Here is a 15,556-nt window from a genome sequence, read left to right as displayed (position 1 = left end):
TCACTCGACCGCCTAAGTTTTTAGTCCCACAGTAAACTATTTTCCCTCCCTGGAGGACAAACGTGTCTAAGCGTCGAGTAGTTGTGACCGGACTTGGCATGTTGTCTCCTGTCGGCAATACCGTAGAATCTACGTGGAGCGCGCTCCTTGCCGGACAGAGTGGCATCGGCCTGATCGACCATTTTGATACTACTGCCTATGCAACACGTTTTGCAGGCTTAGTTAAAAATTTTAATTCTGAAGATTATCTGTCGCGCAAAGAAGCCCGCAAGATGGATGCCTTCATCCAGTATGGCGTCGCCGCCGGCCTCCAGGCAATGCAGGACTCCGGCCTGGTGGTAACCGAAGAAAACGCCGATCGTATCGGCGCGGCCATCGGTTCGGGTATCGGCGGCCTGGGGCTGATTGAAGAGAATCACAGCGCCCTGGTGAACGGCGGACCGCGCAAAATCAGTCCGTTCTTCGTCCCCTCGACCATTGTCAATATGGTGGCAGGCCATTTGTCCATCATGTGTGGCCTGCGCGGGCCGAGCATCTCCATTGCCACCGCCTGTACCACCGGCGTGCATAATATCGGCCATGCGGCGCGCATTATCGCTTATGACGACGCGGACGTGATGCTGGCGGGGGGCGCCGAGAAAGGCAGCACGCCGCTGGGCGTCGGCGGTTTTGGCGCGGCGCGGGCGCTGTCGACCCGCAACGACGATCCCCAGGCCGCAAGCCGTCCTTGGGATCGCGACCGCGACGGTTTCGTTCTTGGCGACGGCGCGGGCGTGATGGTGCTGGAGGAGTATGAGCACGCCAAACGGCGCGGCGCGAAAATCTACGCCGAAGTGGTCGGATTTGGCATGAGCAGCGATGCGTACCACATGACCTCGCCGCCGGATGACGGCGCCGGCGCCGCGCGATCGATGATCAACGCGCTACGCGATGCGGGCATAACGCCGGCGCAGGTGGCCTATATCAATGCGCACGGTACCTCGACGCCCGCCGGCGATAAAGCCGAAACCCAGGCGGTGAAAGCGGTATTCGCCGAGTCCGCCGGCAAAGTGATGGTGAGCTCCACGAAGTCGATGACGGGGCATCTGCTGGGGGCGGCCGGCGCTATTGAAGCCATCTTCAGCGTGTTGGCGTTACGCGATCAGGCGATTCCTCCGACCATTAATCTGGATAATCCCGACGAAGGTTGCGACCTGGACTATGTGCCGAAAGAAGCGCGTCAGGTCAAGGGGATGGATTACACCTTGTGCAACTCGTTCGGCTTCGGCGGCACCAACGGCTCGCTGGTGTTCCGCGCGATTTAATCGTAGCATGTTGCTTAATGGCCCGTTATCGGGCCATTTTTTTTAGTCTTTCGCGACCGACCCAGAGGAGGTGAAATGTATTGGATCAACGGTATCCCGCAGGCACAATTGCCGCTCACCGATCGTGCCGTACATTTCGGCGATGGTTTCTTCACCACCGCCCGGTTGCTTAATGGAGACATTCCTCTGCTGACGTGGCATCTCGAACGGCTGGCGCAGGCGGGGCAGCGGTTGCTGTTCGCGCCATTCGATGTCGACGCCCTGCGTGGTGAAATGCTGGCGGCCGCACACGGCGGCGGCGATGGCGTGATCAAAGCGCTGATAAGCCGCGGCAGCGGCGGCAGGGGCTATAGCTTTCGCGGCTGCGACGCGCCGCAGCGCATCGTTGCGCGCACTCCTGCGCCGGCGCAGTATCCCCGCTGGCGCCAGGAAGGCGTGCGGCTGAGCCTAAGCCCGGTGCGCCTGGCGCGTAATCCGCTGCTGGCGGGTATTAAGCACAATAACCGTTTGGAGCAGGTGCTCGTGCGCGCCCACCTGGACCGCGACGGCGCGGACGAGGCGCTGGTGCTGGACACTGAGGGTGTGGTGGTGGAGTGTTGCAGCGCCAATCTTTTCTGGCGCCAAGGGCGAGAGGTGTTCACCCCCGCGCTGCGTTATGCCGGCGTCGCCGGCGTGATGCGTCGCCACGTCATGTCGCTGCTGCCGACGCTGGGCTACTCGCTGGAGGAAGTGAGCGTCGGGCCCGACGCCCTGGACACGGCGGATGAGGTGTTTATCACCAACGCCCTGTTGCCGGTGGTGCCGGTGTGGGCGATAGACAGCCGGCAGTATGCCGACAGAACGCTCTACCTGCAGCTTAGTCCGCTGTGTTGACCGACGCCGGACGTGAAGTCGTTATGTTGATTTTTGGCCGGTGTGCGACCGGCCTGTTGGTTTGGAAGGGAACGTGAATTTATCGATGAAAAAGAAAAGGCTTCTCATCATCCTGCCGCTGGTGCTGGTAGCGCTGGCCGTCGGCTGCCTGTTGCGGATCAAACATTTTGCCGCTGAGCCATTGATCCTCAAGCAGGAAACAATTTTTACCTTGCCGGCCGGAACCGGTCGCGACGGTCTGCAACAGTTGCTGCGTAGACAGCATTTGGCGCGACATCTCGGCTGGCTGCCGTGGCTGATGGAGCTGGAGCCGTCGTTGGCGCCGGTCAAGGCCGGCACCTATCGGCTGAAGCCGGGAATGACGGTGCGCGATCTGCTGCAACTGCTGGTCAGCGGCAAAGAGGCGCAGTTTGCCATCCGTTTTATTGAAGGATCAACGCTGAAAGAGTGGCTGGTCATTCTCGGACGGGCGCCGTATATGAAACACGATCTGCAGGGCGCCACTGCGCAGACGCTGGGCGCGAAACTCGGTGAGGCGGCGGATAGCGTGCTGGAGGGGCAGTTTTATCCCGACACCTATCTTTATACCGCCAATACTCCCGAAAGCGCGATTCTCAAGCGCGCGCGTCAGCGCATGAATACTAGCCTGGCGCAGATCTGGCAGGGACGGGCCGAGGGCCTGCCGTACAAGACCCCGCAGGCGCTGTTGACCATGGCCTCCATCATTGAAAAAGAGACCGGGGTGAAAGAGGAGCGGGCGCGCGTTGCGTCGGTGTTTATTAACCGGCTGCGTATCGGCATGAAACTGCAAACCGACCCAACGGTTATCTACGGTATGGGCGAAAATTATCGCGGCAGTATTACGCGGCAGGATTTAACGACGCCGACGCCGTATAATACCTATATCATTACCGGGCTGCCGCCGACGCCGATTGCGATGCCCGGCCAGGCTTCACTGGAGGCGGCTGCGCACCCAGAGAAAAGCGCCTACCTCTATTTCGTCGCCGACGGGCGCGGTGGTCATGTGTTTACCACCAATTTGGCGAGCCATAACCAGGCGGTACAGCACTATCGCCAGCGGCAGAACGCAAAGGAAAACCATGAACAGTAAATTCATCGTGATCGAGGGGCTGGAAGGCGCCGGCAAAACCAGCGCGATTGCCGAGGTGGTCGAGGTTCTGCGTCAGCAGGGTATTCGCGATGTGATATTTACCCGCGAACCGGGCGGTACGCCGCTGGCGGAGGCGCTGCGCGTGCTGATCAAAGACGGCGTGGGCGATGAGCCCGTCACCGATCGTGCGGAATTGCTGATGCTTTATGCCGCGCGGGTACAGCTGGTGGAAGGGGTTATCAAGCCGGCGCTGGCCCGCGGCGCCTGGGTGGTGGGCGATCGCCACGATCTCTCGTCGCAGGCCTATCAGGGCGGCGGACGCGGCATGGATACGCGCCTGTTGCAAACGCTGCGCGATGCGGTACTGGGCGAGTTCCGCCCCGACCTGACGCTGTATCTGGACATTCCGCCGGCGCTGGGTCTGGCCCGCGCCCGCGCCCGCGGCGAGCTGGATCGGATCGAAGTGGAGTCGCTGGCGTTTTTCGAGCGTACCCGCGCCCGCTATCAGGCGTTGGCGGCGGCGGACGCGCGTATCGCGACCATTGACGCCAGCCAGCCGCTCGCCGCGGTGAGCGCCGCGATCCGCGCCCGCCTGACGCAATGGCTACGCGCGCAGGCGCCGTCGCCATGAAATGGTATCCCTGGCTCAACGCCCCCTACCGACAAATCCTGTCTCGTTATCAGCAGGGGCGCGGGCATCACGCCCTGCTGCTGCACAGCCAGCCCGGCAACGGCGAGGCGTCGCTGTGCTACGCCCTCAGCCGCTGGCTCATGTGCCGGCAGCCGGACGGTAGCAAAAGCTGCGGGGTCTGCCACAGCTGCCGGCTGATGATGGCCGGCAATCATCCCGACTTTTATCAACCGGAGCCGGAAAAGGGGCGACAGACTCTGGGAGTGGACAGTATCCGCGCCATTATCGATAGCGTCTATGGCCGCGCCCGCCAGGGGGGGGGGAAGGTGGTCTGGCTGCCCCACGCCGAGCAACTCACCGAGCAGGCGGCCAACGCACTGTTGAAAACCCTGGAAGAGCCGCCGGAGGACACCTATTTTCTGCTGGTCTGTGAAACGCCGGCGCGTCTGTTGCCCACGCTGAGAAGCCGATGCCTTTATTGGCCGCTGCCGGCCCCGAATGAGGCGCTGGGCCTGCGCTGGTTACGACAGGCGGGTTTTGACGACTCACTTTCCGCTTGCACCGCGCTGCGCCTGTGCGCTAACGCGCCGCTGGCGGCGGAAGCGTTACTTCAGCCGGCGCGCTGGCAGGCGCGGCTGGCGCTGTGCGCGGCGTTGCAGGATGCGTTGGCCAACGGCGATTTTCTGGCGCTATTGCCGGCGTTGAATCGGGATAAAGACGACGAGCCGCTGCATTGGCTGCTTAGCCTGCTGACCGATGCGTTGAAGTGGCAGCAGGGCGCGCAGGAATACCTGGTCAACGCCGACAGGACGTCGCTGGTTACCGCGCTGGCGGCGCGCTGGCCGGCCGGCGTACTGCACGCGCAGTGGCAGCAGTGGCTGCTATGTTTGCGCCAGTGCCGGGAGATAAGCGGCGTTAATCGCGAATTATTGCTGACCCACCATTTGCTTAATTGGGAGCAGGGCGTTGCCGATACCTATGTTTCCCAGTGATTTAGGATAAGGTTGAACTATGTTTTTAGTGGATTCCCATTGCCATCTTGATGGTCTGGATTACCAAGCGCTGCATCGGGATGTGGCGGATGTCGCGGCCAAGGCGCGCGCGCGTGACGTGAAACTGATGCTGGCGGTCTGTACCACATTGCCGGGCTTTCACGCCATGACGGCGATGATCGGCCGACGCGATGATGTGCTGTTTTCCTGCGGTATCCATCCCCTGAATCTTGATGAACCTTACGATTTCGCCGAGCTGCGGCGTCTGGCGGCGGGTGAGGGCGTGGTGGCGCTGGGTGAAACCGGTCTGGATTACTATTACCAGCAGGATAACAAGGCGCAGCAGCAGGCGGTGTTCCGCGAACATATTCGCGTGGGACGCACGCTGAATAAACCGGTCATCGTACATACGCGCAGCGCCCGTGAAGACACCCTGGCCATCTTGCACGAGGAGCAGGCCAGTGATTGCGGCGGCGTGCTTCACTGCTTTACCGAAGATCAGGCGACCGCCAAGGCGTTACTGGATATGGGTTTCTACATCTCTTTCTCCGGTATTGTCACTTTCCGCAATGCAGAAGCGCTGCGCGAGGCGGCGCGCTATGTTCCTCTCGACCGCCTGCTGGTGGAGACGGATTCCCCCTACCTGGCCCCGGTACCTTATCGCGGCAAGGAAAACCAGCCGGCTTATGTGCGCGATGTGGCGGAGTTTATGGCGGCGTTGAAAGGCGTCTCTCTGACGCAATTGGCTGCCGCCACCACCGATAATTTCGGCCGCCTGTTTCACGTGGAGATGCAGCGCTACCTCGACGCCAACTGATGTAAGTCAATATCCTCATTATTAGACTCGAAATAAATTTCAAATAGCGTTACTCTTGCGCGCAATTGCGCCCGTGCGGGCCAGGCAGATGATGTCCGGCGGCGCGGCGGCTGCGCGCGGGCCGGCGGCTGCCCGCCGCTTTTTTCCTGCCCGCTGTGTTGTGACCGTTTTTCCTAAGCCAGGCGGGAAACGCTGACGCGGGCGGCGCGCGCTCTTCTTCAAGAGGACAACGCCGATAAAGTCCGCGCCCTTTTTTATGCAAGGCGGCGACGCCAATTAACACAAACCGCCGCCGGTCTGGCCTGGCGTGGACTTTGATGCAGCAGTATTTTTGAGTCAGGGGTAAAAACACCATGTTGCAAAATGCATTCGCCCACCTGCAGAAAATCGGCAAGTCGCTGATGCTGCCGGTTTCCGTCTTGCCCGTTGCCGGTATTTTGCTGGGGGTGGGTTCCGCGTCGTTCAGCTGGCTGCCGGCGGTGGTCTCCGACGTCATGGCGGAGGCGGGGGGCTCGGTTTTTGCCAATATGCCGCTGATATTCGCGGTCGGCGTGGCGCTGGGGTTTACTCATAACGACGGCGTGGCGGCGTTGGCGGCGGTGGTGGCGTACGGGATTATGGTCAAAACTATCGCCGTGGTCGCGCCGCTCATTCTGCATCTCTCTACCGGCGACGTTGTCGCCAAACATCTGGCGGATACGGGGGTTCTGGGTGGCATTATCGCCGGCGCCATCGCCGCGTCGATGTTTAACCGCTTCTACCGTATCACGCTGCCGGAATATTTAGGCTTCTTCGCCGGTAAGCGCTTCGTACCGATTATCTCCGGTCTGCTGGCGATTGTGTTCGGCGTGGTGCTGTCGTTTATTTGGCCGCCGATTGGCGCCGCTATCCAGGCGTTCTCACACTGGGCCGCCTATCAGAATCCGATGGTAGCATTCGGTATTTACGGGGTGGTGGAGCGGGCGTTGGTGCCGTTTGGCCTGCACCACATCTGGAATGTCCCTTTCCAGATGCAGGTGGGGGAATTCACCAACGCCGCCGGTCAAGTCTTTCATGGCGATATTCCACGCTATATGGCGGGGGATCCTACCGCGGGCAAGCTATCGGGTGGTTTCCTGTTTAAAATGTACGGTCTGCCCGCCGCCGCTATCGCCATTTGGCACGCCGCCCGGCCGGAAAACCGCGCCCGGGTCGGCGGTATGATGATTTCCGCCGCGCTGACCGCCTTTTTGACCGGGATCACCGAGCCTATCGAATTTTCCTTTATGTTCGTGGCGCCGCTGCTGTACGTCATTCATGCCCTGTTGGCAGGGCTGGCGTTTCCGCTGTGTATTCTGCTCGGCATGCGTGACGGCACCAGTTTCTCTCATGGTCTGATTGATTTTGTGGTGCTAAGCGGCAACAGCAGTCGCATCTGGCTGTTCCCCCTGGTGGGCATCGCCTATGGTCTGGTGTATTACAGCCTGTTCCGCCTGCTGATCGTCAAGCTGAATTTAAATACGCCGGGGCGCGATGTCGCGGCCGCCGAGGCGCTGTCAACGGGCGGCGGTGAACGGGCCGCGGCGCTGGTGGCGGCGTTTGGCGGCAAAACCAACATCACCAGTCTTGACGCCTGTATCACCCGGCTGCGCATCAGCGTGGCGGATGTGGCGAAAGTCGATCAGACCAGGCTGAAACAGTTGGGCGCCCGCGGTGTGGTAGTGGTGGGTGCCGGCGTACAGGCGATTTTCGGTACCCAATCCGATAATTTAAAAACCGAAATGGATGACTACCTGCATCAAGCGGTATGACCGCCCCTGGCGGGGGGGGCGTCATGGCGCGCGGTATGCTTTCGCAGGGCATGCAGGCGGTGACCCTCTGCGCGCGGTGGAGCGCAGAGGGTCACCGCGTTAGCGCGGCCGCAGATTTTATGCGACGCAGGGAGGCGAAAGCCTCCCTGTTTGCTATGGTTAATACGTCCACGTCGCCATTGCGCGCCCTTAGTGACTATTTTAATGCTGCGGCCGGTTGAAAAGCAGGGAGTTTCTCACTCATACTTCCGTTACCAACCAGTCAGGAAACAAGGAACGCCGCCATGGCCGAAGAAACTATTTTTAGTAAAATTATTCGCCGGGAAATTCCCGCGGATATTCTCTATCAGGACGATTTGGTTACCGCTTTTCGCGACATCAGCCCCAAAGCGCCCAGCCATATTTTGATCGTGACCAATCTGCTTATCCCCACCGTCAACGATGTCACCGCCGACCATGAAGCGGCGCTGGGAAGGTTATTTACCGTGGCGGCGAAAATTGCCCAACAAGAGGGCATTGATGCGGACGGCTACCGGCTTATCGTGAATTGCAACCGCCACGGCGGCCAGGAAGTGTATCATTTGCACATGCATCTTTTGGGCGGCAGGCCGCTTGGCCCGCTGGTGGCGTGATGGGTTGGGGAGAAACATGCGTTTAGCACCCTGGATGGTTGCGCTGTTGTTGTTAACCGGCTGCAGCGGCAGCGGTAGCCGCGATCCCGCATTGATCATCAACAATCAGCAATCGCTGGTGATGGACCCGTCGGTGCTCAGCGCCGGCATTACCGCCGCGCCGCCGTCGCTTACCACCGATCGTGGGCGATTGCGCGCCTATAGCATCCTGAGCAACGATCATCCCGCACCGGTCACCGTGTATTACCGTTTCTATTGGTACGATGCGCAGGGATTGGACGTCATACCGTTCGCCGCGACGCGCATGCTGATCGTGCCGCCTGGCGGGGAAGCCCGGGTGGAGGCGGTGAATGGTAATCCGGAGGCGAAGCACGCTCGTCTCTATTTGTTTTTGCAATAAAGAGTCAACGTCGAGTCTACAATGAAAAAGACAGCCTTAATTGTCCTTGCAGCGCTGGTGCTGGCCAGCTGTACCACCCGAACTCCAGAGCCGCCCCCGGCCACCGTAGAGCCCGCGCCGCCGCCGACTACGGTTCCGGTACAGCCGCCGCCGGTCACCAGCGAGCCGGTGCCCTTGCCGCCGAAAATCAAGACCATTGACTGGTCGGCCAGCCTGTCGCCCATGGTGCAGCAAATGTTGCAGGTGGACGGCGTCAACGACGGCAGCGTGCTGCTGGTCAATACCTTAAAAAACGCCACTAACGGCAGCGTGCAGACCGGTAAAGCCACCGCGGCCCTTACCCGCCTTATTGCACAGGGCGGCGGCAAATTTCAGGTGGTGGGCGCCGATAAACTGAATGCGGCGCGTCAGACGTTGGGGCTTTCCGCCGACGACAGTTTGGAGTCGCGCAGTAAAGCGGTGGGACTGGCGCGCTATCTCAACGCCCAGTACGTGCTGTATAGCGCTGCCAGCGGCGATGTGAAAGCACCCACGCTCGATCTGCAACTGATGCTGGTGCAAACCGGCGAGATCATTTGGTCCGGTAACGGCGTTGCCCAGGATTGACGACGGGCTGCGCTCGATGTTGGCGCAGTTACTGCCGCGTGCAACGTTAGACAGTGTCAACCCCCTGCCGGTCAGCGGTTTAACCGGCGAAAGCTGGCGATTGCAGGGCGCCGGTGTTGATTTGCTGGCGCGCGAAGCCAGCGGGCAGAAAATCCAGCTGGGCGTTGACCGGCGTCGGGAATTTCGCCTGTTGCGCGCCCTTAACGGCAGCGGCCTGGCGCCGCGTCCGCGGGGCATCACCGCCGGCTGGCTGCTGGTGGAGTGGCTACCCGGCGCACCGTTAAATACGCAGGGCTGGCAACAGGCGCTGACGACGGGCACGCTGGCGGGCCTCCTGGCCAGGCTGCACCAGCAGCGGCGTAGCGGCTACCCGCTGAACCTACAGGCGCGCTTTGCGCGCTATTGGCAAACCAGCGACCCGGCGCGGCGCACACCGGCCTGGCTGAGGCTACACAGGCGGTTTTTGCGCCGGCGTCCGCCGACGGCGCTGCGCCAGGCGCTGTTACATATGGATGTGCATCAAGGCAATGTACTGCTTCAGCAGGCGGGTGCGCTGACGCTTATCGACTGGGAATATGCCGGCGATGGGGATGTTGCGCTGGAGCTGGCGGCGCTGTTTGGCGGCAATGCTCTGCTGGCCACGGATCGCGAGCGTTTGCTGGCGGAGTATGTGCGTCTCATGCCGGGCCTGGCGAGCGATCGTTTACGCCGGCAAATTAACGCCTGGCTTCCCTGGGTCAACTATCTCATGCTGCTGTGGTATGAGACGCGTTGGCACCAAACCGGCAACCGCGACTTTCTTGCTCTGGCGACACCGCTGCGCCACTATTTTAATCTGTCGCGTTAACATTTTTTGGGGACAGGCCATCGGCGGCAACCCGTTTCGCAAAGACGCGCCGGCGCGCCGTTAAGCGCATTGTACGGCCGCCTCGCAGGTAACGACGGTGAGGTGTTGCCCCCGAGGGCCGGGAGGCACGGCGATCATGCCAGCGCGCATCAGGGATTAACCTTGGCCGGCGCTTGGGTAGGGCGCCGCGACAGCAGCGTTAACAAAATCCCGGCGCTGAGCGGCAACAACAGCAGGCGCGACACCGGTGAGAGAGTATAGCCATACAGGGCGTTTTCCAGCAATAGCGCGATCACCGGGAAAATCAAAAACACCGTGGACGCCTGGAAAGCGCTGGCTTTTTTTTGTAGTGCAAAGTAGCACAAAATCCCGAACACGCCGGCCACTACACCCAAATACAGGGTTGCCCCTACCGATCCTAACGAGAAATCATGCCAACGGGGGTGTTCATACAGCCAGCCGACGGCGGCCAATGCGACGCCCGCCGCGCAGCAAGGTAGGGCATTGTAAGTCAGCACCGCCACGCAGCAACCGCGCTTCTTGCAAAGGGTATACATAATAGCATGCATAATCAGGGCCGCGACCAGGGCCAGGGCACCCTGCCAGTGACAGCGGCTGGTTTCCTTCGCTTCGCTTATCAACACTACCGCCAACGATGCGATCGCCAAAAGCAAGCCCAGAAGTTGCAGCTTGCAGGTTTTTTCCTTTAACAGCAGCAGCGAGGCGCCAAGCACCACAACGGGCATATTGGCGAAAATCACCGACGCCAGCCCCGAGCTAACGGTTTGCTCACCATAAATCATTAATGAAAACGGAATGGCGAAATAAAATAGCGCGACCGCACATTGGAAAAGACGCTGCCCACGGGGAAAAAGTAATGGCGCACGGGTTAGCCAAGCCATAATAATAAGTAGCGGTGAGGCGGCAATAAAGCGCATGCCGGTGGCAAACACGGGCGGAATGGTATCAACCGCGATTTTCATGGCAAGCCAGGTGGTGCCCCAGGTTAAACAGACAAGGATAAATAGCAGTGATATCGTGATCCTTCGCATGAAATCCTCCTTATCTAAAAAAATAATTATACCCGGACGGCGGGAGAAAAATATTGCCTAACGGAGCCGGTATTGAGTTATTGCAGGGTAAAATATTCTCTGCGCAGAATAGGATAATGTCGGGCTTTAAAGACACTATATTATTGCGTTTACCACCACACCACTTTACGCCATGGATTTGAAACGGGTGCAGCTGCTGCGTGCAGCGGCTACTCTCCGCGTGAAAACGCGCATTGGCGAAGCGGCCGTGAAATATAACGGGCCTCATCACTCTGGTGAAAAGTGTAATGTGGCGTTTGTCGTTCACCGCGAATGTGATGTTAAAATGGACATAATGATTTAATATTCGTCGGTACCATAAGCTTGATAATTATATACTCAAACCCTAATGACAGCGGATTTATTACCCTGGCGGGTGAATATGACTTGGCGGTATACCTCCTCGTGACCAGCGTTTTTATTTACCGCATTTATTACGGGCGGATTAACACCGTCTACCAATGAAATGATTACGCCGTCGAGTTTAGTACCACAAAAGAATTAAGGCCGCCATTGTCTTTAACACACGGATATTACCCGCCTGCTGTCCAAAAACGGCTACCGTCCCATGAAGGCGCCACCGGAAAATAAGACAGATACGCAGCGTAAGCCAGACAGGAGGGCAGTGCCGTTCCGGCAGCAGGAAGGGCTTGGGGCGGCGCTGACGACGTTAGCGCGCCGGTACCAACGTTACGATCGGTTTTAGCAGAGGGCGAGGGGAATGCGCCCAGGCGTGCAGTGAGCGGCAGGGCCGGCAAGAGGCGCTCGTCGGAATGGACGTGCGAGTATGGGGGAGGCCGCCCATCGCCGCGCGAGGGAGGAAGGAAATGCCGCGCGTGATACCCTGGCGCTGAATAGGGTTTATAATGAGGCAAGGCGTTGCCTCCGGCCGATGAACGGGGCACATCGCCGCTGTCGTCAGTAAAGGCCCCAGGTGGGCCAGTGGCGGGGTCAGTTAGGGGCCGCTGCTATCAGTGAAGGCCTGATACGGGTCGGTGACGGAGTCAAGTCAACGCTTGCCGCCGCTGCTGGCGTCAGCAACGGCGTGTCGCGGTCCGACGCCGGGTCAAAACGGATCCCGCGCCGCCGGCCGGCGGCGTACCCACCACAGAATCTGTCATCGATCAATGTTGCCGAGGGGCGGACGTTGTAACCTCAAAGGCGTAATCGCCGCGCCGCGCCGTCGAACCCAATGGAAGAGGAAAACGATGATTATTTATTTGCACGGTTTTGATGCCACGAGTCCTGGAAATCACGAAAAGGTCCTGCAATTGCAGTTCATCGATCCCGATGTGCGACTCATCAGTTACAGTACCCGCCATCCCCGTCACGATATGCAGCATCTGCTTAAGGAAGTGGACAAAATGCAGCAATTGACCGACGACGACCGGCCGCTTATCTGCGGCGTTGGCTTGGGCGGATTTTGGGCCGAGCGGATCGGTTTTTTATGTGACATGCGCCAGGTGATCCTCAACCCCAATCTTTTTCCCGAAGAGAATATGCCGGGCAAAATTGATAGGCCCGAGGAATATGTGGATATCGCCACCAAATGCGTGGAGAACTTCCGCGAAAAAAACCGCGACCGCTGTCTGGTGCTATTGTCGCGGCAGGATGATGCGCTGGATGTCAATCGCAGCGCCGGGGTGCTTGCTCCCTTCTATGAAATTATTTGGGATGAGCAGGAAGGCCATAAATTTAAAAACATTTCTCCTCATTTACAGCGCATGCAAGCCTTTAAAGCGCTGGGATAAAAGAGGACAGCAGGTGACGCCAGCCATCGGAACAGGCTGAAAAAAATTGATTCATATCAATTTTGGTATGACCAAATAACCTCTCATGTTATTCTTGCGCCAATCGCGTATTGAGATATAACCCTATGTTATCTAAGGATGTTTTTTTGTTTACGCTTAGTTAACGGCCGGTTTACATTTAGGGGGCATTTTGACCACACCATTTAAGAAAATTGTCATTATAGGCGGCGGCGCCGGCGGTCTGGAGCTGGCGACCAGCCTGGGGCGTAAATTGGGGCGCCGCAAGCGGGCAGATATCACGCTGGTGGATCGCAACCATAGCCACTTATGGAAACCGCTGCTGCATGAGGTGGCCACCGGCTCGCTCGATGAAGGCGTGGACGCCCTCAGTTACCTGGCCCATGCCCGCAATCATGCTTTCCAATTTCAGCTCGGCAGCATGATCGACATCGATCGCGAGCATAAACAGGTCCTGCTGGATGAAATCCGCGATGAGCAGGGGGCGCTGCTGGTGCCCGCCCGCCGCCTGGACTATGACATTTTGGTGATGGCGCTCGGCAGTACGTCGAACGACTTTGGCACTCCCGGCGTTAAAGAACACTGCATCTTCCTCGACAATCCGCGTCAGGCGCAGCGTTTCCATAACGAGATGCTCAATCTGTTTCTTAAATTTTCCGCGCAGGGCGACCTAGAAGGAAAAGTAAATATCGCCATCGTCGGCGGCGGCGCGACCGGCGTCGAATTGTCGGCTGAGCTGCATAATGCGGTGCAACAGCTGCACAGCTATGGTTTCAAAGGGCTGGACAATCAGGCGCTGAATGTCACCCTGGTGGAGGCGGGAGAGCGTATTCTGCCGGCGCTGCCGCCGCGGATCTCCGCCGCCGCGCATCAGGAATTGACCAAGCTGGGGGTCAGGGTCTTGACCAAAACCATGGTCACCAGCGCCGATGCGGGCGGGCTGCATACCAAGGATGGCGAATATATCCAGGCGGAACTCATGGTCTGGGCCGCCGGCATTAAAGCGCCGGACTTCATGAAGGCGTTGGCCGGTCTGGAGACCAACCGTATTAATCAATTAGTGGTTGAACCGACACTGCAGACCACGCGCGATCCGCATATTTTTGCTATCGGCGACTGTGCGTCGTGCGCGATGCCCGCCGGCGGCGTGGTGCCCCCGCGCGCGCAGGCCGCGCATCAGATGGCCTCACGGGCCCACGGCAACATTTTGGCGCTGCTGCGCGGGCATTCGCTCAAGCCCTACACCTACAAAGATCACGGCTCGCTGGTGTCATTATCGCGCTTTAGCACCGTCGGCAGTCTGATGGGCAACCTGATGCGCGGTTCGATGATGATAGAAGGGCGCATTGCCCGCGCGGTCTACATCTCGCTATACCGCATGCACCAAATCGCGCTACATGGCTACATCAAAACCGGCCTTATCATGCTAGTGGGCAGGATCAACCGCGTGATCCGTCCGCATCTCAAACTGCACTAACCGCGGGGGCGGCCCCTTAGGGAATCCCCCTCTTTCGGCCCGGCGCAGGCGCTCCCTGGTCGGGCTTTTTAACAACTGTGCAAGCTGCGCCGTCGTCTCGCCCGGCAGCCGCAAGCGCCTTTTTGCCCCTTCCCTGGCCGTCGAACCGCCGTCCTGCGCGGCGCGCGGGGCAATAAACCCGCCCCCTGACGCCAGTGTCTTCGCTTTTACCCCGCGCGCGTAGAACGCGGTAACCCATCCGCCTCGGGTACCCGGCGCCTTGGCGCGCGATGGCGGACCTCAAGGTGCAGACAATGGCGCATAGCCCCCGTGCCGTCGCCTTGCGCGTGGGGGCGGAGGTCCGCACGCCAAGCGCCGTGCCGTCGCCGTCCGTAGGCCACAGAGCTGCTGTGCGTCTGGTCATTGGCAGCATGAAATAGCGCCTTTAGGCTTTTGGGGGTTAGGAATCCTCCCAAATCGCATAAAGTGCCGACAGAGTAGACTTTTTTCGCCCTTAATCTTATTGCCGCTGGGGCTTTCCTTCGGCAGACTTTAAGCTATCCCGGGGGCGCCACGCTTGCCGTCCGGGAGGAGCGCCAAGGCTCGGGTTACGCTTGCGGTCAAAAGGAAGCGAGGGTTATGCATCCGTTCGCCGTTAGCGGATGCGTGATAATTGTCAGGAGGTTCTCCCGTGAATAAATCATTATTGGCAGGCGTCGGCATCGGTATTGCCGCCGCGTCGGGTATCGCGGCTGTTGCCGGGCTGGATGTGTTCTCCTCTAGCCCGAAATACGCCCAGGTCGTCACGGCATCGCCCATCAATGAAACGATTAAGACGCCGCGTCAGGAGTGCCGAACGGTCGCCGTGACCCATCGCCGTCCGGTGCAGGACGAAAATAAAATCGCCGGCTCGGTATTAGGCGCCGTGGCCGGTGGCGTACTCGGCCACCAGTTCGGCGGCGGGCGGGGCAGAGATGTCGCCACCGTGGCCGGCGCGCTGGCGGGGGGGTATGCGGGCAATCAGGTGCAGGGTAATCTGCAAGATAGAGATACCTATACCACCAACCGTCAGCGTTGCCAGACGGTCTATGATAAATCGCAAAAACTGCTGGGCTATGACGTCACGTACAAAATTGGCAATCAGCAGGGCAAAATCCGTATGGACCACGATCCGGGCACGAAAATCCCGCTGGATCGCAACGGCCAACTGGTGCTGAACGACCAGGCATAAGGCGGG

At 59.5% G+C, this 15,556-nt stretch carries 15 protein-coding genes; 14 read left to right on the top strand and 1 reads right to left on the bottom strand.

Translation table 11 applies throughout. The features are described from left to right. Positions 1-62: 62 nt before the first annotated feature. From fabF to SANT_RS12600, 11 genes are all read left to right on the top strand, one after another. Positions 63-1,304 (top strand): beta-ketoacyl-ACP synthase II, encoded by a 1,242-nt coding sequence (gene fabF, locus SANT_RS12660; RefSeq protein ID WP_025422667.1) that lies wholly within the window; start codon positions 63-65, stop codon positions 1,302-1,304. A gap of 75 nt (positions 1,305-1,379) precedes the next feature. Beyond that, entirely contained in the window at positions 1,380-2,177 is a 798-nt protein-coding gene (gene pabC, locus SANT_RS12655; RefSeq protein WP_025422666.1) for an aminodeoxychorismate lyase, read from the top strand. 85 nt (positions 2,178-2,262) lie between these two features. Continuing rightward, positions 2,263-3,288, top strand: a complete 1,026-nt coding sequence (gene mltG / locus SANT_RS12650) for an endolytic transglycosylase MltG (RefSeq protein WP_025422665.1) — start codon at positions 2,263-2,265, stop codon at positions 3,286-3,288. Next, entirely contained in the window at positions 3,278-3,919 is a 642-nt protein-coding gene (gene tmk / locus SANT_RS12645; protein ID WP_025422664.1) for a dTMP kinase, read from the top strand. Before mltG ends, tmk begins: the two co-directional genes overlap by 11 nt. Beyond that, a complete protein-coding gene (gene holB / locus SANT_RS12640) occupies positions 3,916-4,911 on the top strand; it encodes a DNA polymerase III subunit delta' (RefSeq protein WP_025422663.1) in 996 nt (331 codons plus the stop codon). The genes tmk and holB overlap by 4 nt, the downstream gene beginning before the upstream one ends. A 19-nt stretch (positions 4,912-4,930) precedes the next feature. Next, positions 4,931-5,728: a metal-dependent hydrolase gene (locus SANT_RS12635; RefSeq protein ID WP_025422662.1), complete on the top strand. Its 798-nt coding sequence runs from the start codon at positions 4,931-4,933 to the stop codon at positions 5,726-5,728. A 353-nt stretch (positions 5,729-6,081) separates the two neighbouring features. Further along, positions 6,082-7,518 (top strand): PTS glucose transporter subunit IIBC, encoded by a 1,437-nt coding sequence (gene ptsG / locus SANT_RS12625; protein ID WP_025422660.1) that lies wholly within the window; start codon positions 6,082-6,084, stop codon positions 7,516-7,518. 284 nt (positions 7,519-7,802) lie between these two features. After that, positions 7,803-8,150 (top strand): purine nucleoside phosphoramidase, encoded by a 348-nt coding sequence (hinT, locus tag SANT_RS12615; RefSeq protein ID WP_025422658.1) that lies wholly within the window; start codon positions 7,803-7,805, stop codon positions 8,148-8,150. 34 nt (positions 8,151-8,184) lie between these two features. Next, entirely contained in the window at positions 8,185-8,550 is a 366-nt protein-coding gene (locus SANT_RS12610) for a YcfL family protein (RefSeq protein WP_406704649.1), read from the top strand. Positions 8,551-8,571: 21 nt separating this feature from the next. Beyond that, positions 8,572-9,156, top strand: a complete 585-nt coding sequence (lpoB, locus tag SANT_RS12605) for a penicillin-binding protein activator LpoB (protein WP_025422656.1) — start codon at positions 8,572-8,574, stop codon at positions 9,154-9,156. Further along, the gene (locus SANT_RS12600) at positions 9,143-10,003 is read left to right on the top strand and encodes a phosphotransferase (RefSeq protein WP_025422655.1); all 861 of its coding nucleotides are present in this window, start codon (positions 9,143-9,145) and stop codon (positions 10,001-10,003) included. The genes lpoB and SANT_RS12600 overlap by 14 nt, the downstream gene beginning before the upstream one ends. Positions 10,004-10,152: 149 nt before the next feature. Here the strand turns inward: SANT_RS12600 and SANT_RS12595 are convergent, their stop codons facing one another. Next, positions 10,153-11,055 carry a DMT family transporter gene (locus tag SANT_RS12595; RefSeq protein ID WP_025422654.1) on the bottom strand — a complete coding sequence of 301 codons (903 nt, stop codon included), beginning with the start codon at positions 11,053-11,055 and terminating at the stop codon, positions 10,153-10,155. A 1,247-nt stretch (positions 11,056-12,302) separates the two neighbouring features. On the opposite strand from SANT_RS12595, the gene ycfP reads away from it, so the two are divergent. The 3 genes from ycfP (at position 12,303) to SANT_RS12575 (ending at position 15,550) form a co-directional block, all read left to right on the top strand. Then, the gene (gene ycfP / locus SANT_RS12590) at positions 12,303-12,845 is read left to right on the top strand and encodes an alpha/beta hydrolase YcfP (protein WP_025422653.1); all 543 of its coding nucleotides are present in this window, start codon (positions 12,303-12,305) and stop codon (positions 12,843-12,845) included. 190 nt (positions 12,846-13,035) lie between these two features. Beyond that, complete coding sequence (locus SANT_RS12585) at positions 13,036-14,340, top strand: NAD(P)/FAD-dependent oxidoreductase (protein ID WP_025422652.1); 1,305 nt, start codon at positions 13,036-13,038, stop codon at positions 14,338-14,340. Positions 14,341-15,010: 670 nt separating this feature from the next. Beyond that, on the top strand, positions 15,011-15,550 hold the full coding sequence (locus SANT_RS12575; RefSeq protein ID WP_025422650.1) for a glycine zipper 2TM domain-containing protein: 540 nt from the start codon (positions 15,011-15,013) through the stop codon (positions 15,548-15,550). The last annotated feature ends 6 nt before the right edge of the window (positions 15,551-15,556 follow it).

Origin of the sequence: Sodalis praecaptivus, assembly GCF_000517425.1 — a bacterium.
GTDB classification, from domain to species: Bacteria; Pseudomonadota; Gammaproteobacteria; order Enterobacterales; family Enterobacteriaceae; genus Sodalis_A; species Sodalis_A praecaptivus.
Note: the sequence above shows the minus strand (reverse complement) of the source record. Positions and strands in the feature narration are given on the sequence as shown.

What these genes read in the sequence shown, in the direction of transcription:
- lpoB (WP_025422656.1), top strand. Translation starts at nt 8,572, where the DNA reads ATGAAAAAGACAGCCTTAATTGTCCTTGCAGCGCTGGTGCTGGCCAGC.
- ptsG (WP_025422660.1), top strand. Translation starts at nt 6,082, where the DNA reads ATGTTGCAAAATGCATTCGCCCACCTGCAGAAAATCGGCAAGTCGCTG.
- pabC (WP_025422666.1), top strand. Translation starts at nt 1,380, where the DNA reads ATGTATTGGATCAACGGTATCCCGCAGGCACAATTGCCGCTCACCGAT.
- SANT_RS12595 (WP_025422654.1), bottom strand. Translation starts at nt 11,055, where the DNA reads ATGCGAAGGATCACGATATCACTGCTATTTATCCTTGTCTGTTTAACC.
- hinT (WP_025422658.1), top strand. Translation starts at nt 7,803, where the DNA reads ATGGCCGAAGAAACTATTTTTAGTAAAATTATTCGCCGGGAAATTCCC.
- holB (WP_025422663.1), top strand. Translation starts at nt 3,916, where the DNA reads ATGAAATGGTATCCCTGGCTCAACGCCCCCTACCGACAAATCCTGTCT.
- SANT_RS12610 (WP_406704649.1), top strand. Translation starts at nt 8,185, where the DNA reads ATGGTTGCGCTGTTGTTGTTAACCGGCTGCAGCGGCAGCGGTAGCCGC.
- SANT_RS12635 (WP_025422662.1), top strand. Translation starts at nt 4,931, where the DNA reads ATGTTTTTAGTGGATTCCCATTGCCATCTTGATGGTCTGGATTACCAA.
- ycfP (WP_025422653.1), top strand. Translation starts at nt 12,303, where the DNA reads ATGATTATTTATTTGCACGGTTTTGATGCCACGAGTCCTGGAAATCAC.
- mltG (WP_025422665.1), top strand. Translation starts at nt 2,263, where the DNA reads ATGAAAAAGAAAAGGCTTCTCATCATCCTGCCGCTGGTGCTGGTAGCG.
- tmk (WP_025422664.1), top strand. Translation starts at nt 3,278, where the DNA reads ATGAACAGTAAATTCATCGTGATCGAGGGGCTGGAAGGCGCCGGCAAA.